General features: G+C 62.3%; 18 protein-coding genes and 1 pseudogene. 6 read left to right on the top strand and 13 right to left on the bottom strand.

From position 1 onward, the window contains the following. The first annotated feature begins 115 nt into the window (after positions 1-115). Positions 116-1234 (top strand): L-dopachrome tautomerase-related protein, encoded by a 1119-nt coding sequence (locus QD280_RS07030; RefSeq protein WP_279838768.1) that lies wholly within the window; start codon positions 116-118, stop codon positions 1232-1234. 459 nt (positions 1235-1693) lie between these two features. On the opposite strand, the gene QD280_RS07025 is transcribed toward QD280_RS07030, so the two are convergent. Continuing rightward, the gene (locus QD280_RS07025) at positions 1694-2215 is read right to left on the bottom strand and encodes a DUF4468 domain-containing protein (protein ID WP_279838767.1); all 522 of its coding nucleotides are present in this window, start codon (positions 2213-2215) and stop codon (positions 1694-1696) included. Positions 2216-2528: 313 nt separating this feature from the next. Between QD280_RS07025 and QD280_RS07020 the strand changes: the two genes are divergently transcribed. Further along, entirely contained in the window at positions 2529-3977 is a 1449-nt protein-coding gene (locus tag QD280_RS07020; protein ID WP_279838766.1) for an MFS transporter, read from the top strand. A 48-nt stretch (positions 3978-4025) separates the two neighbouring features. Here QD280_RS07020 and QD280_RS07015 read toward each other — a convergent pair whose 3' ends face one another. The 6 genes and pseudogenes from QD280_RS07015 to QD280_RS06990 all read right to left on the bottom strand — a co-directional run bounded on the left by QD280_RS07015 (position 4026) and on the right by QD280_RS06990 (position 10605). After that, a complete protein-coding gene (locus QD280_RS07015; RefSeq protein ID WP_279838765.1) occupies positions 4026-4916 on the bottom strand; it encodes a LysR family transcriptional regulator in 891 nt (296 codons plus the stop codon). Positions 4917-5331: 415 nt separating this feature from the next. After that, a pseudogene (locus QD280_RS07010) lies at positions 5332-5952 on the bottom strand (trimeric intracellular cation channel family protein); the annotation flags it as partial. 205 nt (positions 5953-6157) lie between these two features. Beyond that, the gene (locus QD280_RS07005) at positions 6158-7219 is read right to left on the bottom strand and encodes a helix-turn-helix domain-containing protein (protein WP_279838764.1); all 1062 of its coding nucleotides are present in this window, start codon (positions 7217-7219) and stop codon (positions 6158-6160) included. A 170-nt stretch (positions 7220-7389) separates the two neighbouring features. Continuing rightward, a complete protein-coding gene (locus tag QD280_RS07000) occupies positions 7390-8619 on the bottom strand; it encodes a GGDEF domain-containing protein (protein ID WP_279838763.1) in 1230 nt (409 codons plus the stop codon). Positions 8620-8836: 217 nt separating this feature from the next. Further along, on the bottom strand, positions 8837-10258 hold the full coding sequence (locus QD280_RS06995) for a sodium:solute symporter family protein (protein ID WP_279838809.1): 1422 nt from the start codon (positions 10256-10258) through the stop codon (positions 8837-8839). Between the two features lie 74 nt (positions 10259-10332). Then, complete coding sequence (locus QD280_RS06990; RefSeq protein ID WP_279838762.1) at positions 10333-10605, bottom strand: hypothetical protein; 273 nt, start codon at positions 10603-10605, stop codon at positions 10333-10335. A gap of 450 nt (positions 10606-11055) precedes the next feature. Here QD280_RS06990 and QD280_RS06985 point away from each other — a divergent pair, with 450 nt between their 5' ends. The 4 genes from QD280_RS06985 to dkgB all read left to right on the top strand — a co-directional run bounded on the left by QD280_RS06985 (position 11056) and on the right by dkgB (position 15351). Continuing rightward, on the top strand, positions 11056-12237 hold the full coding sequence (locus tag QD280_RS06985) for an MFS transporter (RefSeq protein ID WP_153635968.1): 1182 nt from the start codon (positions 11056-11058) through the stop codon (positions 12235-12237). Between the two features lie 108 nt (positions 12238-12345). Beyond that, a complete protein-coding gene (locus tag QD280_RS06980; protein WP_192839228.1) occupies positions 12346-13260 on the top strand; it encodes a TIGR03571 family LLM class oxidoreductase in 915 nt (304 codons plus the stop codon). Positions 13261-13380: 120 nt separating this feature from the next. Beyond that, on the top strand, positions 13381-14388 hold the full coding sequence (locus QD280_RS06975; protein ID WP_279838761.1) for an alcohol dehydrogenase catalytic domain-containing protein: 1008 nt from the start codon (positions 13381-13383) through the stop codon (positions 14386-14388). Positions 14389-14544: 156 nt separating this feature from the next. After that, positions 14545-15351 carry a 2,5-didehydrogluconate reductase DkgB gene (gene dkgB, locus QD280_RS06970; RefSeq protein WP_153635971.1) on the top strand — a complete coding sequence of 269 codons (807 nt, stop codon included), beginning with the start codon at positions 14545-14547 and terminating at the stop codon, positions 15349-15351. Positions 15352-15473: 122 nt separating this feature from the next. Here the strand turns inward: dkgB and QD280_RS06965 are convergent, their stop codons facing one another. The 6 genes from QD280_RS06965 to QD280_RS06940 all read right to left on the bottom strand — a co-directional run bounded on the left by QD280_RS06965 (position 15474) and on the right by QD280_RS06940 (position 24763). After that, positions 15474-17297, bottom strand: a complete 1824-nt coding sequence (locus QD280_RS06965) for an ATP-binding cassette domain-containing protein (protein ID WP_279838760.1) — start codon at positions 17295-17297, stop codon at positions 15474-15476. After that, positions 17294-19129 carry a thiol reductant ABC exporter subunit CydD gene (cydD, locus tag QD280_RS06960; RefSeq protein WP_279838759.1) on the bottom strand — a complete coding sequence of 612 codons (1836 nt, stop codon included), beginning with the start codon at positions 19127-19129 and terminating at the stop codon, positions 17294-17296. Before cydD ends, QD280_RS06965 begins: the two co-directional genes overlap by 4 nt. Next, positions 19116-20114 (bottom strand): cytochrome d ubiquinol oxidase subunit II, encoded by a 999-nt coding sequence (gene cydB / locus QD280_RS06955; protein WP_054557187.1) that lies wholly within the window; start codon positions 20112-20114, stop codon positions 19116-19118. The genes cydD and cydB overlap by 14 nt, the downstream gene beginning before the upstream one ends. Before the next feature lie 4 nt (positions 20115-20118). Further along, positions 20119-21525, bottom strand: coding sequence for a cytochrome ubiquinol oxidase subunit I (locus QD280_RS06950; protein WP_054557186.1), 1407 nt, complete (start codon positions 21523-21525; stop codon positions 20119-20121). Positions 21526-22136: 611 nt separating this feature from the next. After that, positions 22137-23381, bottom strand: coding sequence for a GGDEF domain-containing protein (locus tag QD280_RS06945; RefSeq protein ID WP_279838758.1), 1245 nt, complete (start codon positions 23379-23381; stop codon positions 22137-22139). Continuing rightward, positions 23378-24763, bottom strand: coding sequence for a GGDEF domain-containing protein (locus tag QD280_RS06940; protein ID WP_279838757.1), 1386 nt, complete (start codon positions 24761-24763; stop codon positions 23378-23380). The genes QD280_RS06945 and QD280_RS06940 overlap by 4 nt, the downstream gene beginning before the upstream one ends. Positions 24764-25008 lie beyond the last annotated feature (245 nt).

Genomic DNA, 25008 nt, shown 5'->3' with positions numbered 1-25008 from the left:
AGGTTACTCTATGCCCATGATTTTTCAGGCAATTATCGTCATCGAGAAATCCCTGCCTTCAAGTTTTCGCTCATCGCGACAGTAACACCAGCATTACCACGACAAGGAAACATTGATGCCTGACCCCGTCCGTTCGACCCGACATCTGGGCATGGTCGCCCTGCTTACCGGCCTGCTGACGGGCTGCGCCAACGGCCATACGACCCTGCCGGCCACTACCTCAGCGCTCAAGGCCGGGCCTGCCTACGGTGAAATGCGCTCAGTCGCCGTCATGCAGATTCGTCCTGGCAATGTGGCGGTGACGCCCAACGGGCAGGTCTTCGCCACCATCCACCCGATGGATGGGGATCACGACGTGCAGCTGGTCGAGATCACCGGCCAGAACAGCTACCGCGCCTGGCCCTCCCCCGCCTTGCAGACGCATGCTGGCCGCTACAGCGACGCCACCATCGATTCCCCGCTGGGCATCTACCAGGATGGCCAGGGCGGTCTGTGGATCACCGACATGGGGCTGCATCTGGGCAAGACCCGCCTGTGGGGCTTCGATATTGCCTCGGGCAAGCTGATTACCAAGCTGACTCTACCGGCGAATATCGCCCCCGAGGGCAGCTTCGTGCAGGACCTGGCGGTGGACCGCAGCCGTGGCGTGGCCTATCTGGCAGACATCGCCAATCCGGGCTTGATCACTGTCGACCTGGAGAGCGGCGAGGCCACCCGCTTCAGCGAGCATCCGGCGCTTGAGGCAGAACCCGGTGCCAAGCTCAAGATCGATGGCAAGGACGTCCAGTTCAATGGCAAGCCTGCCAAGGTCGGCGTCGACCCGATCACCCTGTCCGGCGATGGCGAGACAGTCTTCTTCGGCGCCATGACCGGCCACAGCTGGTACAGCGTACCGGCCAGACTGCTGCGCGAAGGCGCCGATCACGCCACCATCGCCGCTGCCATCACGCGCGTCGGCGACAAGCCCATTTCCGACGGCGCAGATACCGCCGGGGGCATCCACTACTTCACCAACCTCAATCAGCATGGGCTGGATGTGCTGGGCGCCGATGGCAAACTGACGCCGCTGGTGCGCGATGAGCGTCTCGACTGGCCGGATGGCGTGCGCATGGCGGCCGACGGCTGGCTCTATGTCACCGTCAATCAGCTCGACAGCACGCCGCCCTTCAATGACGGCAAGGACAGCGGCCAGGCGCCGTACCGTATCTTCAAGGTCTGGCCGGTCGATAATTGAATCAACAATTGAGTCGGCAATAGAGAGGTCGGTCGAGTCGACCCTCTGAATGGCAACGCCCGCATTCCTTGGTCAGGAATGCGGGCGTTGTCGTTTCTTCATCAAGCCGCGTGGCGAGCACCTGCGGATCACGATCGGACCGTTGACGTCGCGCACCATGGGCTATGTGCCGGGGCGGCGACTGCCCCCGGCATTGATCTGCTGACCGGCTATTTCACGCAAGCCACATTGGAGCGCCATCAGATCGATCCACGCCAACATGCTACGGGGCCCATCGGGCATATGGGGTTCTTCCGCCGCCAACATCGAGACAGCCACTGGTCGTTGGTGATCGATTGGCTGGAACGCCAGGTAATTTCAAGAAGAAAAAACAAAGTTATTTAGAAATACATGAGCACTGTCAATACAAGTACTTTTCAACACCGCACAACCTACTCAATTGTGCGGTATATGAAGAAATTACCAGTCGGAGTTTTTCTCTTTTCGTTCAATATGAGATTTCAAACTCTGGCTTAGATCATCAAATTTAACCTTCAACCTATCCAACTCTGATTTTGTTACGTAATTATAGTAACCAGCCTTCATATAATCACTGCCTCTGACATAAACCTCCAGATTAAAGAATTTTGATTTATACCGCTCATCCTTAATATCAATACGCATTGAAAATTTAGCCTTTTTAGACGTATAGATCCAGCATTCGCTATCTGCGCAAGGTATTTCAGTAATACCATTACCGATTACAACCCCCTCTTCTTTATTTGCATATTCTATTACGGCTTTAGAAGACACAAAATTCTCGGCCAACCAAGTTCGGGTTGAGCTATAAATATCATCACTCGAAACCCCAGGGACGCTAATAACTTTTTCGTATACTTTTTCGGAGTCTGAAACCAGCTCATGCTGAGGGCCGGTCATACAACCAGAAAACATGGATACAGCTGAAAATAGCCCTAGAGTTTTGATTATCCCAAAGCGCATAATTTTTCCCTTGAATAATTATTTTCTGTCCAAAGACTGATCGTACTAAGCCGTGAAAATCCAGTCAATATAGTTTTATCATTCAGGTATTTTCCACACAACCACTTAACATCATTTACGCTTTTTTTGTCATTCGAGAAATCAGCCCCCCTAGAAACATCGCTAGGTAGATGGTAAGTGGATACTATCAATACGCAGTTCGAATATTGGTGACCTTACAAATTTTATGGCATAGGCTTTTCAGCCAGCTTGACCCAACCCTCAAGCATCGATTCAATCGTCCTTCCTGACACCCGCCAGCAGAGGAGGATTCATGCCCGAAATACTGGATCGAGCGAACACGTCCGAGTCTTTTTCCACCTCGGTGATGGCCTCCAGCAGCCTGTTCTTCGGCTTGGCACTATTGATGCTGGGCAATGGTCTGCAAGGCAGTCTGCTAGGGGTACGTGCCGCACAGGAAGACTTCGCTAGTGGCGTGATCGGTCTGATCATGGCCGCCTTCTTTGCCGGATTTTTGCTGGGTTCGGTATGGACACCCAGCGCCTTGCATCGCGCAGGTTACATCCGCGTCTTCGCGGCTCTGGCGGCCATGGCCTCAGTGGCGATCCTGCTGCATGAGGTATTCGTCGATCCACTGATATGGGGACTGATGCGCTTTGTCACCGGCTTGTGTTTTGCCGGTATCTTCGTCATCTCGGAAAGCTGGCTCAACAATCGCGCGACCAATCTCACGCGGGGTCGATTGCTGGCGGTCTACATGGTGGTGATGTATCTCGGTCAAGGCGGCGGCCAATTGCTGCTTAATGTCGCCTCTACCACCAATGCCGATCTGTTCATTCTGTCATCGGTACTGATCTCGATCGCGGTGGTGCCGCTGCTGCTGAGCGCTACTCCTGCACCAGAGGTCAATCACTCATCGCGCATTTCAGTGCTGCGGTTGCTCAGCATCTCGCCATTCGGTGCAGGTGGGGTGATCGCTGCCGGTATCATCAACGGCACTATCATGGGCATGGGCGCGGTCTATGCGCATGATGTCGGACTATCCGTGAGACAGATCGCATTGTTCATGAGCGCCATCATCTGCGGCGGCGCGGTACTGCAATGGCCGTTGGGGCGCCTCTCCGATCATTTCGATCGTCGCGTGATCATCGTCAGTGTCGCCTTCGCCGGTGCGGCGGCAGCACTGCTGGCCAACCACGCCACCGGCTGGACAACGGCCTGGATGCTGACTGGCATTGGCCTGTATGGCGGGCTCGCCTTCGCGTTGCACTCTCTTTGCCTGGCGCATACCAACGACTGTCTGGAAAGCTCGGAGATGCTAGGTGCCAGCAGCTCGCTGGTACTCTTGCTGGGCGCCGGCTCGGTGGCTGGGCCGTTAGCAGTAGGCGCCGTCATGGGCCAACTCGGTGCGACAGGCTTCTTCTGGTGGCTGGCAACGGTGCAGGTCATATTCGGCATCTTTGGGTTGGGCTGCATTCGCTACTTCGCCAAACGCGCCTCGGTCTCACCTTCTCACTATATGGTTGTGCCGCCGCAGGGGGCTTCGGTCAGTACCGCGGCCATCGAGAATGTCTATGCCACACAGGAGGAAGATGGCACAGCCGAGGATGAGCTCCCCTTGGGCGAGAGCAATGTCACCAATCCGGCAGACATGCAGAACGCGGATAACAGGCCACTTCCTGTGTCAGACCTTCATGACTCGCGCCCCGATACGGCGAGGGCCGCGCCACCGTCTGTGCAGGATCCTGAAGCCAATCTCTGAACGTCAAATTGATCTCAGGGCAGTGACATTGGATTCAGGGTCGGCGGGTCACAGCGTCAGGCGGGTGGCGAGAAACTCGACGAAGGCGCTGATGCGCGGCGACAGCGTACTGTTGCGGTAATAGACCGCCTGGATCTGCTCGCGGGGATTGGGACTCTGGATCTGGCCGGGCAACACTTCCACCAGAGCGCCGGTCTTGAGGTCATTGCCCAGCATGAAGCGCGAGATCAGCGCGATACCATGCCCCGCCAGGCACAGCTGACGCATGACTTCGCCACTGGTGGTCGGCAGATGAGGTGTCGTGTCAAAGCCCTGTGCGGAACCCTTGAGCGGCCAGCGATTGAGACGACTGGGGGGCAGGAACCCCAGCAGCTGATGGGTCTGCAGCGCCGCGACACTGGACGGCACGCCATGCTCGGCCAGATAGGCAGGGCTTGCGACCAGATGCAGCGTGGAGCGCCCCAGCACCTTGGCGTGCAGCGTGGAGTCATCCAGCTCGCCGATGCGGATGGCCACATCGGTACGCTGTTCCAGCAGATTGATGATGTCATCGGCCGCTGACAGCTCCAGCGCGATGCCGGGATAGCTGCGCGAGAACTCCGCGACCAGCGGCACCAGCTGATGCAGCACGAAGGGGCTCGCGGCATCGACGCGCAGCCGGCCACTGGGCTGATCGCGCTGCTGCAACAGGACCTCTTCGGCACTGCCGAGCAGCAACAAGCCCTCGCGCACGCGTTCGACGAAGCCGCGCCCCTCATCGGTCAGCGCCACGCTGCGTGTAGTGCGGTTCAGTAGCGGCGTTTCCAGCTCACCTTCCAGGCGCTGGATGGCCCGCGATACCTTGGCCACCGGAATGTTCAACCGATTGGCGGCGGCGCTGAAGCCCCCGCTATCCACCACGGCCAGTAGCAACTCGAGGTCATCCGAACGGCTGCGCATGCTGCGATCTCCTTGAAAGTGCAAGATGCATGGTCCCATGCATCTTTGCAGAAATCACAATAATCATCCGCATCATGATCGCTTCTGCAATATGGCTTGCCGATCAAATCACTCAGCAAAAGGATGTCGCCTAGAGCCCACCACGGCGGCGTTCGCCGGGGCGCAGCATCCTGACCCGCGCCTTGGGGGTGCGCCGCGGCAATGACGGAGGCGCCGGCGGTGTCTCCAGCTGACCCGAGGGCGAGACATCGCTGGCGCCGATCGAGCCGCCCAGCGTCGTCGCGAATTCCGAGCGCTGACGAGGCCTGCCATCTGGGGCGGCGTGCGCACCCTCGCGACTCTCCCCCTCCATGCCCGCTGCCCGCAACGGGGCCTGATCATGCCTCTGGCCACTGTCTTGCGAAGCCAGCGGGGGTGGCGGGATGATCACCCAGGCAAAGGTCGGCAAGGTCAGATGCCAATAGATCGCCGGCAGGCGAATCGCCAGTATCAGCCAGATGGCAGCGCCAGTGGCCCACGCCAGGCCAACACCCGCCTCGAGAAGCGCGATATAGAGAATGCCACCCGCCAGCGACGCCGAGGCGTAGATTTCCTGACGCAGCACCATCGGCACACGGCGCGCGAGCACATCGCGGATCATGCCACCCGCCACGCCGCTCATGGTGCCCATCAGGACGGCCACGATGCCATCCACGCCCAGCATGCGCGCCTTGTGCGCGCCCAACACCGTAAACAGCGCCAACCCGAAGGCATCGGTGACCGGCAGGAAAACCCGCGTCAGGCGGTGGATATAATGAAAGCCGAGCGTCGCCACCATTACCGTCAACAGGATGACCCACAGATAGATCGGCTGCTCGACCCAGAACACCGGGCCGATTCCCAGCACGAGATCACGCAGCGTACCGCCGCCGATACCGGTCACGGCGCCCAGCACCAGCATGCCGATCGGGTCCATGCGTGAACGGCACGCCACGACGACACCGGTCAGGGCAAAGATCATCACACCGGCCAGGTCGAGCCAGGTTATCCAGTTCATTCTCGTGAAGCCTCCTGCAGTGCGCTGGCGTGCGCATGAAACATTGGCGTATATGCTTGTCGTGAACCCTGATGGCCCCTCTGCCAAGTCGTCTGCTGTGACGCTGTTTCGCCGCAGCGGCGCGATCATACTCCCTTTTGCGGCTCTTTTTGCGCCCTTGGCACCATCCGCGCCGCCTTGAGGGAGCTCAGGACAATGACCCGCCTCAGGGCGTGGCCTGACCACGGCGCGCGGTCGCGCTGGGCGGCTCACCGAATCGCTGACGATAGGCACGCGAGAAGTGCGCCAGATGCGTGAATCCGACGCCGAGAGCCGCCTGGGAAACGCTGCGACTGCTGTCGGCCAATACGCACCGCGCATGATCCAGCCGCATGCCGAGATAGCGCTGCTTGGGCGTTTCCTCGAAGTGAGCCATGAACAGACGCGTCAGCTGGCGCTGGGATTGGCCGACCAGACGACAGATGTCGGGGATCGTCAGCACCTGGGCAAGATTGGCCTCCATCACAGCCAGCGCCTTGACCACACTGCGTGGCAGCGAATCGTCTCGAGTGCTGACAGCAGCAGGCGTGGCCAGATGCCCGCGCTGATGTACCAGTTGCCGCCCGACGGCGTCCGCCAGCGACGGCCCGTACAGAAACTCGATCCACGCCAGCATCATGTCGATACTGGCCGCGCCGCCAGACCCCGTCAGCCGCTCGCCCTGCCATTCATAGTCGGCCTGACTGATCTCGAGATGAGGAAATTCCTCGCGAAAGGCCGGCACGCTCTCCCAGTGCAGGGCGACCCGATGACCCGCGAGCACTCCGGCGCGCGCCAGAATGAAGGGGGCGGTATCCAACCCTCCCAACCAGGCGCCGTGGGCTGCCAGGTGCCGAATCACGCCACGCGCCTGGCTGCCGACACTGACTTCCGGTCCGTAGGATGACACCACCATCAAGCGCGTCTGCGCCCCGCTCTGGCCACCCGACGACGGCTCATCGACCAGAGACGACAAGGCACCATCGACGTCGATACGCACGCCATTGCTGGCCACGACAGCCTCGCCATCACTGGACAGCAGACGCCAGGCGAACAGCGGCCGTCCGAAGCGATTGGCGACCCGTAGCGGTTCCAGCAGGCAGAACAACGTCAACATCGAGAAGCGCGGCACCAACCAGACATTCAGCGTGTGCTCGGCGGTCCCCGGCTTCAGCAGCGGCGGTGAATCCGGGCGCGGATACGGCGCAGAGAGGGGCTCCGACGCCGTCGCCGACGCTAGAGGAGGCATGCGGGATGGCGCGGGCTGTTCTGAAATCTCAGAGGATTCAGAGGGGTCGGGCTGCGGTTCAGACATGAGGCAAATTTCATCAACCTGTGGCCATTTGCCTCAACCTTACCCGTGTCAGGCACTGGAGGTAAGTGGCACGGGGTTGAAACCCGAGAACGGCCTAAGCGACGCTAGCCGGCGAAGGCTCGGCCCAGCGCTTGCGGATCCTGCTGAGCAAACAGCTCGCAGCGATCTCGTCCCGAGGCCTTGGCGCGATAAAGCGCCTCATCCGCCTGCTTGAGAATGGTCTCGAAGCTGCAACCCTGGCCGGTGCCTGCAGCAGAGACCCCGATACTGATGGTGACAATACCATGACGTGAACTTCCCGCATGCGGTAGCGCCAGGTCGCGAACATGGCGGCGAATCTCTTCTGCGCGCGCTAATGCTTGTTGCGATGAACTGGATGGCAGCAGCACCACAAACTCTTCTCCCCCGAAGCGCGCCACGATATCGACATCAGGGTGCACACTTTCGAAGATTGCCGTCGCGATACGCTTGAGACACAGGTCCCCTTTCACGTGACCATAGTGGTCGTTGTAGGACTTGAAATGGTCGACATCGATCATGGCCACGCCGTATTGAAGACGGCTGTCAACCTGCTTTCCGAGCAGCGAACTCACGAGGCTGTCGAAGTGACGCCGGTTATAGACTTCGGTCAAGGGGTCGATCGAGGCCAGGCGTCGGAACTCTTCATTCTTCTCGGTGAACTCCTCGACCCTGAGTTGCTCACGCAGTAACAGCAGGTAGGAAAGGCGCTCGGCCTTTTCGCTGCGCAGATTGGAAATGATCGAAAACAGCGTGATGGACAGAAACACCATCAACGCCATGAAACCCGCCGAGGCATAGGGCGCAGGATGGGCATTGACCAGATACAGCATCACGCCGAAATGGAAGGCCGAAGAGCACAGGGCATACCAGAAGCGCAGTTGAAACAGGACATTGCCCACCAGCACGATAAGGCCGAGTGCGAACAGGTCGAGGAAGGAATGGGGCGAGACTGACAACTGGATCAACAGGGCCGTGAAGATCATCGCGAAGCACACCAGCGCAGTCATCAACATCTCACGCAATACCGGCGAGACACCCCGCTTGAGCATGTAGATGCAGATCAGGGCGATGGGCGTCATGACCCCGACGCGAATGACGATGGCCTCCAGCATGTGGTCTGGGCGAAAGCGCCAGTCATTGAGCAGAAACAGCACATAGATACTGATCGCCACCGCGCCCATGCAGGCAAGCTTGTGACTGCGCGCGACATGGATATCGTGCTCGAAGCGCGCTTCTATCTCGGCCGGAAAATGCACTCCCAGACCGCCCTCACGCTGTATCTGTCTGTCCACCTGCACCATCAGATCATTCATTCACGTCCCCTCCCTTGAGGACAGCCAATCAATGATCTCACTCTATACAAGGCGACACGGATCAATAAGCGATCGGGCGCAAACGTGACAATCGTTCACAACCTTGTCAAACGCTTGTCCAAATTCCAGACAACTGTTTGGTCGCGCCAAACGCTCGACTATCAGAGCGAAGTGATGTCCCCGACAGCACTTCGCTCGCGATCTTCCCTGCGCAATTTCAGCGTTTGAGACTCCAGGGGGCGGCGATACAGAAGAAGCGCAACGTCACCGCCTCATCCACCGGCCGGGTCAGCAATGACACCAGCACGAAGACCGGCAGGTTGAGCATCAGCCCCCAGAAGCCGGCATGCAGGCCCAGCGGATGCGGCCATACGACGGTAAACAGCACCGTGACCATGAAGCCGGCACTGATGCCGCTGATGACACCTGCCGCCGAGGCACGTGGCCAGAAGAACATGCCCAGAAATGCCGGCAATACCTGAGAGGCAAAGCCCAGCCCGATCAAGAGGATCATCACCAGATTGCCCGGCTCCCAGATCGCCAGGGGTGCCACGACCAGGAACATCACCGGGAAGATCAGCCAGCGCGCCAGCTTGCCAGCGCGTTGGTCATCAAGCTTGAGGCCCGGCTGCAGTACATCACGACTCAGGCTCAGGGCCACCGAATGAATGAAGGGTTCGCTGGAGGACATCGAGGCCGCCAGCGTGCCCGCGCCCAACAGGCCCACCAGCCAGACCGGCATGTTGGCCATCGCGTATTCGAGCACCACGGTGTCGGCGCGCTCAAGCTCCGGCAGGCTGTAGATACCGATGAAGCCGACCACCACCAGCGGCAGGATCACCACATAGTAGGTCGGCAGCCAGCTGGCACTGCGGCGGATGGTACCGGCGGAAGCGGCGCTCATCCATTGGGTCCATACCGGCGGCATGAAGGACAGCATCGAGACGATGATCGAGGTGGTCCAGAAGCTGAAGCTCATGTCGCCGTCGGCGCCGGGCAGACGCAGATACTCCGGATGGCTGGCCTCAAGACGCGTGAACACGCCACTGAAGCCCCATTCGCCGGTGGAGAGATAGGCCGCCCACAGGCCGATCACCCAGGCAACGACCAGCATCAACACGCCCTGGAAGGCATTGGTGCGCCCGATGGCGCGCTGGCCGCTGACGAACAGATAGACGGCGATCGCGCTGAGTACCAGCAACACGCCAGCCCAGAGCGGAATGCGCCCGCCGCTCATCACCAGCAGGATGTAGGCCGAGCCGATGGTCTGCAGGACCGCATAGGCGATGGAGGCAATCGACATCACCAGCGCCGACAGCGCGCCCAGCAGAGGGCTCTGATAGCGGTCCGCGATCGCGCTTGCCTGGGTGACATGCCCGAACTGCTCGCCGAACTTCCACACCTTGGGGCCGAAGTACCAGGCCACCAGCGCCAGATAGGCCAGATAGATGGCGACATAGAACACCGGCACGCCCTTGCTGTAGGCCCAGCCTGGCGCGCCCATGAAGGTGTAGGCACTGACGCTGCCGGCGGCGATCAACAGATAGAGCGTCACGGGCCCCATCGAGCGCCCGGCGACCCCCCACTGCTCCAGCGTGTCCATGCGGCGGCCACCCCGCGCGCCGAGACCGATGGCCATGGCGACGACGACATACCCCAGCGTGACCAGCAAGGGCACACTGTCATGCACGGACGAAAAGGCATGCGGATCGATCACGCGGTGCCTCCATCTCTTTCGCCAGCGGACGCTTTCGACAGCGGGTCTGCGCCGTGGCGACGGCGCAACAGGCAATTGCCCAGCAACATCGCGCCACTGCAGGCGAAGATGATCAGGTAACTCCAGATGATCAAGGACGGCATGCCCCACAACAGGGTCTGCTGATTGATCCAGCCGATCACCGGCCAGATGCCCATCACGACCAGCAGCATGAAGATCACCAGCAGGCTCCAGCCCCGCCAGGTCGAGGGCATGACGAGGCGCGGCAAGGAACAGGGAGTCTCTGCAGTCCGTGCATCAGGCTGAGAGGAAGACGGGGTGTCAGGCGCGGCCAAGACGATCTCCGATGTGAACAGGGAGTGAATGAAAATTCTCGGCGCGCAGTGTAGCCGCTGCGCCCTGCCCTGTGGAGTCACCCTGGTGAATCCCGCTGTTGAGTCACCCTGTTGAGTCGCCCTGTCGAGTCGCCCTGTCGAGTCGCCCTGTTGAATCACGCTGTTGAGTCACCCTGTGGCGCCATCTGGCATGAGATCGAGATGGCGACACAAGCTGACAGGGACAGAGACAGGCGCTGCAAGGATGGGGAGAAAGGACGCCGTCACCGGGTATCTTTACGAAAACTGCAAAAGTCTTTCATCATTTCGTGCATTTATCACAAAGGTTTCTCACGGCAGACTGCACAGCATCCAAGACCCACCCATTGCTGATGGAGAACTGCCATGCCCCTTGCCCTGCTGGCGCTGACATTGAGCGCCTTTGCCATCGGGACCACCGAGTTCGTGATCGTCGGACTGGTACCCACCATCGCTCAGGACCTGAGCGTCTCTCTGCCTTCCGCTGGCCTGCTGGTCAGCCTGTATGCCGTCGGTGTCGCCATCGGCGCCCCCGTGCTGACCGCCATGACCGGCCGCTTCAATCGCAAGCTGGTACTGCTGGCCCTGATGGCACTGTTCATCGCCGGCAACCTGCTGGCCTGGCAGGCACCCAGCTATAGCTCGCTGATCACGGCGCGCATCCTGACTGGCCTGGCCCACGGGGTCTTCTTCTCCATCGGCTCCACCATCGCGACAAGCCTGGTGAGCAAGGACAAGGAAGCCAGTGCGATCGCCATCATGTTCACCGGCCTGACCGTGGCACTGGTCACCGGCGTGCCGCTGGGCACCTGGATCGGTCAGCACTTCGGCTGGCGCGCCACCTTCCTCGTGGTCTCGGTCCTCGGCGTACTGGCATTGATCGGCAGCGCCATCCTGGTGCCCAACAATCTCAAGAAGAGCGTACCGGCCACCTTCGCCCAACAGCTCAAGGTTCTGACCCATCCGCGCCTGCTGCTGGTCTACCTGATCACCATTCTCGGCTACGGCGGCACCTTCACGGCCTTCACCTACCTGGCCCCGCTGCTGCAGGACGTCAGTGGCTTCAATGAAGGCGCCATCAGTCTGATCATGCTGGTCTACGGTATCTCGGTCGCCATCGGCAACATCCAGGGCGGCAAGCTGGCTGACCGCATGGGCCCGATCCGCGCCCTGACCCTGATCTTCGGTGGCCTGATCGTCATCCTCGGCGTGCTGACCTTCACTGCCGCCAACCCGATCACCGCCGTGATCACCATCCTGATCTGGGGTGCCTTCGCCTTCGGCAACGTGCCGGGCCTGCAGGTCTACGTCGTGCAGCAGGCCGAACGCTTCGTGCCGCAGGCTGTTGACGTGGCCTCCGGCCTCAACATCGCCGCCTTCAACATCGGCATCGCGCTGGGCTCCATCGTCGGTGGCCAGGTGGTCTCCGGGATGGCACTGACCGACACCGCCTGGATCGGCGCGCTGATTGTCACCGCCGCCCTGCTGCTGACCCTGCTGGCCGGTCGCCTCGACAAGCGTCACGCGTCTTCCATCGCGACCGCCTGATCCGCCGCGAAGCCTCCCGCCATCACGACGTGCCCCCGATTCCGACAGCTCAGCCTGCTGGCTCGGGGGCACCGTCGTCTACCCACCTGCTTGCTGAAGGAGTCCATCATGATCTCCCCGACCCGCCCGCTGGATCGTCTCACTCAAGGCCCCCTGACCCTGGGCGTCGAACTGCCCCTCGACAATGACTGGGTCCGCACTGACAGAGCCCCCTCCACGCCCTTCGGCGTGCCTGACATGCGCGCCCATGCCGAGCTGATCGGCCAGGTCGACAGGCTCGGCTTCCGCGCCGCCTGGCTGCGTGACGTGCCGCTGTTCGACCCCGCCTTCGGCGATGCCGGTCAGGTCTTCGAGCTGTTCACCTACCTGGGCTATCTGGCCAGTCACACCGACAACCTGCTGCTGGGCACTGCCGCCGCGGTGCTGCCACTGCGCCAGCCGTGGCTGGTGAGAAAGGCCGCCGCCAGCGTGCAGGCCCTGAGCGAAGACCGCCTGCTGCTGGGCGTCGCCAGTGGCGACCGACCGGCGGAATACCCGCTGTTCGGTGAGGAGTTCGCGACCCGTGGTGCCGCCTTCCGTCACGCGGTGGATGTCATCAAGGGCCAGGCGGACGACGCCCTGAGCGAAGGCCAGGCCATCCTGCCTGCCGCGACGCGTCCGCCGCTGTTGAGTGCCGGACTCTCCCAGCAGACGCCCGAGTGGATCGGTCGCGAGATGGACGGCTGGCTGGCCTACCCGGGCACACCGGAGGACCACATCCGTCGCGTGGCGCTCTGGCGTCAGGTCGCCGGTGACAAACCCTACGTCAGTTTCATCCACCTCAATCTGGAAGAAGATCCGCACGCCCCGGTGCGTCGTCATCGCTTCGGGTTGTCGAGTGGCCGCCTTGCCCTCATGGAAGAACTGTCGGCCATGCAGGATGCCGGGGTGAATCACATCGGCTTCCACCTGCGTCGCAATCGCCGCCCGCTCACGGAAACCCTCGAGGAACTGGGGCGTGAGGTGCTGCCGCACTTCTCATGAGGGCGCAAGGGTTGCACTGATCTGCCCGGCTGACTGAGCGCACTGGCAAGCCGGGCGGGTCGCGCGGCCTGCCCCCGCCATGGCGGAAAGGATTCATCGTTCACGCTGCAAGGAGATCCCATGTCAGATTCCACAGAGACCACCACACAAGACATCAGTCACAGCGCCACTCGGGCACCCGCCTGGGTATGGCAAGGCCCGGGCGAGCCTGAGGCGCTCGAGCAGTCAGAGGTGGACATCGGCGCGCCGGGAGACGACGAGGTACTGGTCGCCACGCGTGCCATCGGCCTCAATCCCGTCGACTGGAAGTTCATGGCGATGGACAGCGAGCTGTGGCAAGCCGGCCAGATTCCCGGCGTCGATGCCTCCGGCGAGGTGATCGCCTGCGGTGCCAATGTCCGCCACGTATCGCCGGGCGATCGCATCGCGGTCCACACCACCCTGGCGGGGCCGGGCACCTTCAGCAAACGCCTGCGTGTGCCGGCGCGCGCCGTGATGCGTCTGCCCGTCACCCTGGGCTTCAATGACGCCGCCGCCTTCCCGTGTCCGGCACTGACCGCCTGGCTTGCCATCGACAAGCTGCCCATCAAGGCCGGCCGACGCCTGCTGATCACCGGCGCCTCCGGCAGCGTGGGCCGCTGGTTGATCCAGCTGGCCAGACAGCGCAACTTCCACGTCATTGGTGTTGCCTCCGAGAAGCGCCACGCGGACCTCAAGGCGCTGGGCGCCGACGAGACGCTTGCGGACGCCGAGCAGCTGGACGCGCCGGTCTTCGCCGTGATCGATACTGTCAATGGCGATCACGCCCAGAAGATGACCCGCCATCTGGGGGCCAATGGCCACATCGTCTGCATTCAGGACCGTCTGGAGCAGGCGGCCGCGCCGGCCTTCGATCGCGCCATCTCGCAGCACGAAGTCGCGCTGGGTGCGCTGCACTGGGCGGGTGACGACGAGGACTGGGCACGTCTGGTCGAGGCGGGGGAAGGTCTGCTCGAAGCGATCGCCGATGGCTCCATGAACCAGCCGGCGCCCTGCATCGAGCCGTTCACGGCGTTGCCGGCCTGCCTCACCGAACTGAAGAGTGGTGAGCGTCGCGCCCTGAAATTCGTGATCACGGCCAACGAATGAGGCGCATGGCGGGCGGCGCAGGATTGTTGCGCAACCGGCACATGACTGATGCGTAGGCACGCCATTGTCGCGCCAGTTTCACAGCCCCAGTAAACACGACACAACACATGGAAACGTCCCCGCCGCACCCGGCGGAACGTCAACAGGAGTTACCGCATGTCGACTACCCTACCGAATCCCGGCTTTGGCACCTTCCGTCTGGAAGGCGATACCCTGCGTGAGAGCATGAAGGCGGCGCTGGACGCCGGTTATCGTCATTTCGATACCGCCCAGTTCTACGGCAACGAAGCCGAAGTGGGACAGGTGCTCGCCGACAGCGGCATCCCGCGCAGCGAGCTGTTCGTCACCACCAAGATCTGGTACGACCGCCTCCAGCCCGGTGATCTTGAGAAGAGCGTCGAGGAAAGCCTCGAAAAGCTCCAGATGGACTACGTCGACCTGCTGTTGATCCACTGGCCGTCACCCAATGACGAAGTCGCAATGGAGGACTACCTGCCGGCGCTCGCCAAGATGAAGGCCGAGGAGAAGACACGCCATATCGGCATCTCCAACTTCACCTGCGAGCAGATGGAACGCGCCGTCGGCATTCTGGGGCGTGATGAGCTGCTGACCAATCAGGTCGAGGTGCATCCCTTCCTGCAGAACCGCAAGGTACTCGACAAGTGTCAGGAGCTGGGGCTCGAGGTCAGCGCCTTCATGCCGCTGGCCGTCGGCAAGGTGATGGATGACGAGACGCTCAAGATCATCGCGGACCGCCATGGTGTCAGCCCGGCGCAGATCGCTCTGGCGTGGCTGAAGATGCAGGACATCGTAACCTTCCCGTCCTCCACCAAGCCGAAGAACATCCGCAGCAACTTCGAGGCCTTCTCGCTGACACTGACCGGCGAGGACATGGCCAAGATCGCCGAGCTGGACCGCGGCGAGCGTATCGCCAACCCGGATATCGCCCCCGACTGGGACTGATTGACTGAGCCCAGCTGACTGAGCCTGATCGACGGGTCCAGTGACAAGAAAGCCTCCCGGGCACCCTGCCCGGGAGGCTTTTTCGCATTTCTACCCTGCCATGATTTGATCCCGATGGATGCTCAGCGATCCAGCCAGCAGACGCGGGTCACGGCCTCGGTGCCGGGACCTGGTGCCGCTAGATCATGCTCATGCAGCAGATAGATCACCGTTCTGCCCGCCAGCCAATCAGCGAGACCCTGCGCGACGCGTTGCGCTGTCGTGGCATCCAGCCCCGAGAAGGGCTCATCCAGCAGCACGAGGCCGGGGTTGGTCAGCGCCAGGCGCGCCAGACTGATGCGCCGTGCCTGGCCACCCGACACTTGACGACCGCCCTCACCGACACGCGTCGCCAGCCCCTGAGGCAGACTCGCGACCCAGTCGGCGAGATCCACCGCGTTCAGCACCCGCCATAGCGCGGCATCATCGGCGTCGGCGGCCCCCAGTCGCAGGTTGTCAGCCAGACTGGCATCGAACAGATCGACCTGCTGGGTGAGACAGCCGACGCCATCGGCAATCGCCAGAGGCGCGTAGTGACGCACCTCCTGGCCATTGAGCAACACTCGCCCGCTCTGCTCTTCACCTCGCTTCTCTTCAGTGCCCCCGCCCTGCAGTTCAGTGCCCCCGCCCTGCTGTTCATTGTGTCTGCTCTGCAGGCCGCGGGAGGCCAGGCTGGTCTGCCCGGTCAGCAGCGCCGCCAGCGTCGACTTGCCAGCGCCGGAGGCGCCACAGATCGCGACCTGCTTACCGGCTTCGACAGTGAGCGAGACGTTTGAAAATGCCTCGAACAAGGCGCCCGGGTAGCGGTAGCTGACCTGCTCCAGCGTCACGCTGATCGGTCCTGCTGACAGGCGAGCATCGCCATGCACGACACCCGCGGCGTGCTCGATATCGTTGAGGCGCTCCGCAGCGCCAAGCGTCGCCCCGGCCTGACTGAAGGCCGCCGGTAGCCCCGCCAGCCCCTCGCCCAGCGCCATCGCCGCAAGCGGCAGCATCACCATCATCGGGCCGCTGAGCTGGCCATCGCGCAGGGCGAGCATGCCCATCGCCAGCAACAGCAACCAGGCGAGTCCGATCACCAGCACGGCCAGCGCATTGCCGACGGCACTGATGACCGCCAGCCGCCATTGGTCCGCCAGCAGACGCGCCTCCACCGCCTCCAGCTGCTCACGCACATGGCCAAGCGCCGCGTAGGCCTCGAGTTCGGCATGCCCGCGCAGCGCCTCCATCAGGCTGGAGCGCAATGTCTCCAGAGTGGTCACGCGCCGGCGGCTGGCCACCAGCCCCCAGCGTGCCTGCCCGAGAGTCAGCCACGCCCAGCCAGTCAACAGCAAGAGCGCCAGCCACAGTGTCGCGCCCGGCAGCCACACCAGCGTGATGCCCAGCAGCGCCACGATCAGCAGCAAGGCCATCACCGGAGGCGCCGCCAGACGCAGATAGAGCGCATCGAGGGTGTCGATATCCGCGGTCAGACGATTGAGCCAGTCACTGGAACGCCGGGCTGCCAGCCGCGCGGGGTCCATGCTGACCAGCGAGGCGAAGGCGCTGCCGCGCAGGCTGGCCAGCAGTCGCAGAATGGTGTCGTGATTGTAGAGACGCTCCAGATAGCGTGAGACGGTGCGCGAGACGGCAAATAGGCGAATCGCGCTGCCCGGCGTGTAGACATCCAGCACGGCGACAGCACCGGCAGCCAGTGCCGCCCCCGTCAGGGCCGACGCCGTGATGAACCACCCCGAGACCGCCAGCAGCCCGAGTGCCGACAGCGCGGTCATTGTCATCAGCACCACGCCCAGCAGCAAGCGACGACGGTAGCGCTCATGCACCCGCCACCAGGGCGCCAGCGTGGCCAGTGCCTCGCGCGTCGAGGGAGTGGAGCCAGGGCCGAGAGTGCGAGCGGGTTCGATCATGATGTGCCCTCCCCAGCATCCTGTGTCTCTCCAATGGTGCCAACGACCCCATCGCGGGTCAGGCACAGCTGACGCGTCGCCATGGCCCTCAAGGCCGGATGGTGGGTGGCGATGACAAGCGTACGGCCTTCTTCGGCCAACGCCTGGAAGCCGGCGATCAGGCGCTGTTCGGTCTCGGCGTCCAGACTGGCGGTCGGCTCGTCGAGCAACACCAGCGGCGCATCGCTCAAGAAGACCCGCGCCAGCGCCAGACGCTGAGCCTGGCCGCCGGACAGCCCACGCCCGCCTTCGCCCAACGGGCTGTCGATGCCCTGCGGCAAGGCGGCCAGCACCTCGGTAAGGCCGGCACGCGTCAGCGCCTGCGCGATGTCATCGTCACTGGCGTCTGGCGCGGTGATGCGCAGGTTGTCGGCCAGACTGCCCTGCATCAGCAGCGGCCGTTGATCCATCCAGGCAAGGCGTGTGGCCGCATGGCGACGACAGCGGCCTTCATCGGGTGCCACGAATCCCGCCATCAGTTGCAACAGCGATGACTTGCCGGCCCCGGACGGGCCGCTGATCACCAGCACCTCGTGGGTCTTCAAGGTGAGATCCAGCGGGCCAAGCACCCTGCCCCGTCCGGGATGCGTCAGCGTGACGGCCTCCAGCTGCAACATCACATCGCCAGGCAGCGACATACTGGCCGACGCCATCGTGTAGGCCTGACGCGCCGACGCGATGGGCGTGTCGAGCAGTTCCAGCAGCAAGTCCGCGGCGGCCAATGCCGAGGCGCGATCATGATAGTGCTGAGACAGAGTGCGCAGCGGCTGGAAAAACTCCGGTGCCAGCAGCAGGATCAACAGCCCGCTGAACAGGGTCAGCGACTGGGCGGGCCCGAAGGGAATGTCGCCCAGCAGGCCGAAGCCGATATAGATCGCGACCACCGCGATCGACACCGACGAGAAGAACTCCAGTACCGCTGATGAGAGGAAAGCGAGGCGCAGCGTGCGCAGACTACGGCGGCGATAATCATCGGCGACCAGCGTGACCTCGCGCGTGGCCTGCTCGCCCAAGCCGAACAGGCGCAGCGTGGTGATCCCGCGTACGCGATCGACGAAGTGGCGCGACAGGCGCGCGACCGCGACGAACTGCTCGCGATTGAGCGACTCGGCCCCCATGCCGACCAGCGCCATGAACAGCGGAATCAGCGGCGCGGTCAGCGCGAGCAGAATCGCCGCCAGCCAGTCCTGACTGACCACGATGGCCAGAATCACTAGCGGGCTGATCAGCACCAGGCGCAGCTGCACGTAGAAACGCGCGAAGTAGCCTTCCAGCGCCTCGACCTGCTCGACCCAGCGCTGGGCCACATCGGCGCCATGAAACTGCGCCGCGCGCACCGGGCCCAATGCCTGCAGGTGATCCAGCACCTCTCGACGCACCCGCTGGCGCAGGCGCTGGCTGGCCTTCTGGGCACAGAGCTCCTGCGCGGCACTCAGCATGGCGCGCACTGCCAGCAGCGCCACCAGGCCGCCAAACGGCCACCACAGGCGAGCCAAGGCCTCGGGCTGCTCGATCACCTGAGTGACCAGCCAGGCCAGCAGTACCAGTTGCGCAACCGTTGCCAGCCCCGCCAATGCGCCGCACAGCGCCGCCATACCCAACAGGCGACGCTCGCGCGTCGCCTGTTGGGTAAGCCACTTGCCGGCAGCCTTGCGTCTGGCCTTGTCGCGCTCCTTGCCAGTGACACTGGCATCGCTGACGCTGGCGCGCGCCGTGTCATTGCCAGCAGCGCTGGCCGGGGCCTCCTGCGCTGCCCCCTGCGCTGCCCCCTGCGTGAGATCAGTGATAGCCACCGTCCTGCACCTTGCCGCGGAAGACCCAGTAGCTCCAGGCGGTATAGCCCAGCACGATGGGAATCACGAACAGTACGCCGATCAGCAGGAACAGCTGCGCGCCCGGGTCTGACGCCGCATCCCAGATGGTGATGTCCGGCGGCACCAGATACGGCCACTTGCTGAAGATCAGCCCCAGATAGGTGAACAGGAACAGCCCCAGAGTCGCGACGAACGGCTGGCCTTCCAGACGCTTGCTGACGGCACGCCAGATGAAGGCCGCGCAGCACAGTGCCAGCACCGGGAAGACCCAGAACATGCCGATATGATTGAACCAGCGCTCGCGCACGTACTCATCGACGAATGGGGTGTAGAGGCTGATGACCCCGAAGCCGACCAGCACGGCAATCAGCAGCTTGGGCGTGATGCGATAGGCCCAGGCCTGGACCTCGCCCTCACTCTTCAGAATGGTCCAGGTGGCCCCCAGCAGAGCGTAGCCCGCCACCAGCGCGAGCCCGGTGATCACCGTGAAGGGGGTCAGCCAGTCAAAGGCGCCGCCGACATAGATATGACCTTCGGTGGCAAAGCCCTGGATATAGGCCCCGACCACCACGCCCTGACAGAAGGTCGCCACGTAGGAACCGCCACTGAAGGCGACGTTCCACCAATGCCGATTGCGCGTGGACTTGAAGCGGAACTCGAAGGCAATCCCGCGGAAGATCAGCCCGGCCAGCATCAGGAAGACCCCCAGATACAGCGCCGGCAGCAGAATGGAGTACACCGCCGGAAACGCCGCCAGCAAGCCGGCCCCGCCCAGCACCAGCCAGGTTTCATTGCCGTCCCAGACGGGCGCGACCGAATTCATCATCACGTCGCGGGCGTGTTCATCCGGGGCGAAGGGATAGAGGATGCCGACCCCGAGATCGAAGCCATCCATCAGGATGTACATCATGATGCCGAAGCCGATGATCAGCGCCCAGATCATGGTCAGATTGATCAGTTCCATGTGCTCAACTCCTTACCGTACGGCTGGCATCATCATCGAGACTCTCGTGCGCGGCGGACAGCGGGCGCATCGCGGTTTCGACATCGTCATGCGGCAGCTCAGGCTGCATGCCGCCACGGATGACGCGCGTCAGGTAGTAGCTGCCGGTCACGAAGACCACCAGATAGACCAGGAAGTAGCCGATCAGCGTGGCAAGCACCATCCAGCCGGTCAGTGACGGCGTGACGGCCTCCTGCTGGGTCATCATCTCGTAGACCAGCCACGGAGAGCGTCCGGCCTCGGTGACGAACCACCCGGCCAGCACTGCGAAGAATGGCGCGATCGACATCAGACGCAGCGTCTGCAGGAAGGGGCGCGAGCGGTAGAGCTTGCCATCGCGACGCAGGAACAGGCCGATGAACGCCACCGCGATCATCACCAGCCCCACCGCCACCATCACGCGGAACGACCAGAACACGAACCACACCGGCGGCTGCATGTCGGGCTCGACCTCCTTGAGGCCCGGCACCACGCCATCGGGGTCATGGGTCAGGATCAGGCTGGCCAGCTTCGGGATCGCGATCTCGAAGTGGTTCATCTGGGCCTCCTTGTCCGGCCAGGCGAACAGCAGCAAGGGCGCGCCCGACTGGGTTTCCCAGTTGCCTTCCATCGCCGCGACCTTGGTCGGCTGATGCTCCAGCGTGTTGATGCCGTGCATGTCACCCACCACCGCCTGCGCCGGCGCCAGCACCAGCAGCAGCCACATGCACATGGACAGCGCGCGCTTGTTGGCCTCGACATCACGTCCGATCAGCAGATACCAGGCGCTCACCCCGGCCACCACGAAGCCGCCGGTCAAGAACGAGGCGATCGCCATATGCGTGAAGCGATACGGGAAGGAGGCATTGAAGATGGCCGCGCTCCAGTCATTCACGAAGAAGTGACCATCAATGAAGTCGACGCCCGCCGGTGTCTGCATCCAGCTGTTGGAGGACAGAATCCAGAAGGAGGAGATGAAGGTCCCCAATGACACCATCAGTGCCGCGAACAGGTGGACGCCTTCCGGCACCTTGCCACGCCCGAACAACAGCACGCCGAGGAAGCCGGCTTCGAGGAAGAAGGCAGTCACCACCTCATAGCTGAGCATCGGGCCGATGAAGTTGGAGGTGGCATAACTGAAGTTGCTCCAGTTGGTGCCGAACTGGAAGGCCATCACGATGCCGGAGACCACGCCCATCGCGAAGACCACGGCGAATACCTTTACCCAGAACGCCGCAAGACGTTCCCAGGCGGCATTGCCTGTCTTGTAGAAAAGGCCATGCAACAAGGCCACATAGGATGCCAGACCGATGGTAAACACCGGAAAGACGGCATGAAATGACACGACAAATCCGAACTGTATGCGTGACAGGATCACGGGATCCAGTTCCATGGGCGACTCCTCAGGACTCCAGGGGTTGCACTCTGTTCATCCCGTTGTGGGACGCACAGTCGCAGCGATATCACGGTCAGGCCCGTGACGACAAGGCATACCACCAAACTCCATCGATCATGGCAGTCATCTTTCTACCAGCTGACCCAAAGAGCATAGAAAACACCAGGCTATCGTGCACGATGACGCTTTGCCGCAGGCCCAGCCAACCGATCAATCGCCATGGTGGTGATCGATCAGGCCCGCCATATTGCGTGACAGCATCCACGTATTTTCCACTCGGCATGCTCAGGCTTGCCATCTATATTTCGCCGCACATCCGCCTTTATTGACGTACATCAAGATAACCACACGTCGAGCCTCGAATACGACCAATGCCAGCGGCCGTCGGACGCGATTTATCTTGATTTCTGTCCTGCAGCGCACCTTGAACCAGCCAGGAATGTGCGCCCTGATGGCTGCATAAAGACAAGGCGCGCCCCCTTTCGAGAACGCACCTTGCTGTCTCCTTCTTTCCTTTTCTTCTCTCTCTTCTCTACTTACCTCTCCTGTCTCACTTCGCTCTTCTTTGTGCCCTTTTCCTTGTGGCTCTGCCCTTTCACGCCAGAAACTCACCGTACGACGCAGCAGTCGCGCCCCTGATGCTTGGCGTCATAGAGCGCTGCGTCCGCCGCACGCACCAGATCGGTCAGATTGGTGTGCTGCTCGGCCTTGTAGCTCACCGCACCGACGCTGACGGTCAGTACTTTCGCCACGGAGCTATCGGGGTGGATCAGCTTGAGCGCACGCACCTTGCGGCGGATGCGTTCGGCGCAGGCCCGCAATTGCCGCTCGGTCACAGACTCCAGCAGGATCAGGAATTCCTCGCCACCATAGCGCACCACCATGCCCGGTTGCGGGCCGATGGCAGCCTGGAGCGCCTCGGCAACCTGCTGCAGGCAGTGATCCCCTTCTACATGGCCATGATGGTCGTTGTAGGTCTTGAAGTGATCGACATCCACCATCAGGATCGCCAGCCCGTCCTCACGGGTCAGTTCCGCCCAGCGCTGGGCCAGATCCCGCTCCAGATGGCGCCGGTTGTAGACGCCCGTCAGCGCATCGCAGTTGGCCTCACGGGTAAGACGTTGACCGGCAGCGCGCTTCTCCTCCAGCAACAGCCGCTCACGCTGGCGCAGCAACCACACCTGACGCTGATTGTGCTCGAGCTGATGGTTGGCCAATAGCGAGAGCCCCGTGGTACTGACGAAGATCAGCATCGCCAGCAGCTCCAGTCCCTCCTGACCGGCAGGTTCCAACGCGATCACCCCGGCCATGATGAGCGTGCAGGTCAGCGACGCCGTCAGTGCCTGGGGGAAGCGCAGCCGAAAGAGAATGTTGCCAACCATGGGAAAGAAGCCGAACAACAGCGTATCGACATGCGAAAGCTCGGTGCGCGACAGCTGCAACAGGATGGCGCTGACCAGCATGGTGTTGATCACCAGCGCGGTCATAAGCCATTCCTTGAGCCGCATGGAAGGCGCGCGCTGCACCAGCGGCAGCACCAGCATGGCCACCACGCAGACACAGCCCAGCCGCAGCATGGCGGCCAGTGCCAGGTCCTCACTGCGATGGATGGTGTCACTGATCAGGAAGGTGGCATACATCACGAAGGCGAAGATGCCGGAATACAGCAAGCCACGCGTGCGCGAGACGCGCGTCTCTTCCACATACCGGGTCTCGAGGGCGTCGGGGAACATGAGCCGCCAGCGTGTCGTGCCGCGACCGTCGATCAGCCCCTCGACGACACCGCGCTCGGCAGCCACCGCCGCCGGCATCGTCGCCTCGCGGCCGCCGGGGAGTCGCTTTTGACTTCTCATGACAGGCCCGCTCCGCCCATCGGCGGCCTGTGATCAGGCAACTCAGCCTTCTGTTCATCGTGCTGCGCATACTGCCGCTCACCCTGCTGCGCAGCCTGCCGCTCATCGTCAAGGCCATCACGCAGGTCATCACTGGCCTGGGCGCGCGCCTTGCCATGGCCGTTGCCACGTTGCACGCAGGTACGGTTGCGGCCATGGCGCTTGGCACGATAGAGCCCCTTGTCGGCCTGATCGACCCAGCGGCTGAGGAGCGTCTCGACCGCCATGTCACGCGTCATCTCATCCTCCATTCCCTCGCCCTCGAGCAGGCGCGACAAGGGGATGACGCAAAGCCCCACACTCAGGGTGACGACGCCGAGTTCCGACTCGCGGTGAGGCAGCTTGAGCGACTTGACGGCATAGCGCATTGCCTCGGCCAGACTGCGCGCATGCTCGAGATCCCGCACGGCCACCAGGGCGGTAAACTCCTCGCCACCGAAGCGGACGACGCTGGCCAAGGCAGCCTCTTTCCCCTCGTAAGCACCGGCGATGCCAGCGCCTTTTTCCCTGTCCAGTGTTTCCTGCAAGGCCTGGGCGATCTGATACAGGCAGTTGTCGCCCGCGACATGCCCGTAGTGATCATTGAAGGCCTTGAAGTGATCGACATCCATCATCATCAGCGCCAGGCACGGCAATGGTGGCGCCGGATGAGACGCTGACACGCCGCTCTTTGCCTGCTGAGCATCGCCATGGTGCTGCTTGAGCACCTCGATCAGATGACGGCGATTGTAGAGCTGGGTCAGCGGGTCGAGACAGGCCATTTCCTGCAGCTCGGCATTGCGTGACTCCACATCCTGCAGGCGCAGTTGATCGATGGAGGTCATCAGATAGGCATGACGGGCCGAGAACTCGATGCGGAAGCTGGCGATCAGCGAAAACAGGCAGAACGCCATGAAGACGAAGACGATCGCGAAGTCCATATGGGCATAGGGCATCGTTACGCCCAGCGCCACGCTGATCACGATGGCCATCCCCCCTGCCGACAGCACCAGAGCCGAGACGAAACGCAGCTGCATCAGGACGATACCGACCAGTGGCACCACGCCCAGCGCATAGAGTTCGAGGAAGCAGCGCAGGTGGTTCTCGCGCACCGCCAGCCACGCCGCCAGGCCGATCACGCCCCACAGGGTGGCGACCATCAGCGCCTCGCGCCCGACGGGGCGGCAGATCTCGCTCTTGAGGACCATCACGAGAATCGCGAGCGCGATGCAGACATACAGGCGCAGCATCACGGCGAGATTCTCTGTCACCGGCATCGCGACCGGCGCATAGACGGTGTCATAGAGCACGAACATCAGCTGAAAGATGATCAGGCTCCAGCAACCCATTACGGCACGGCTCATGCGCCGACGATGCTCGAACTGTTCAAAGTCCCTCTCGAGTTCAGGGGCAAAGCTCAGCCTCGCAGGAGTCGTGGCACTCAGGTGTTGCTCCAATATTGCCATTCGTGAAGGCATGTCTGATTTCCCTTCGATCGCCCTGCTTTCTTTATTACATGCGCAGATGTTGAAAGCCACGCTGACGGAGATGCTCAAGCGCCGCATGTCCGTGTTGATACCTCGCTCATGAACGAAAATCCAACGAAAAA

The organism is Cobetia sp. 1AS1, assembly GCF_029846435.1.
GTDB lineage: Bacteria > Pseudomonadota > Gammaproteobacteria > Pseudomonadales > Halomonadaceae > Cobetia > Cobetia amphilecti.
Note: the sequence above shows the minus strand (reverse complement) of the source record. Positions and strands in the feature narration are given on the sequence as shown.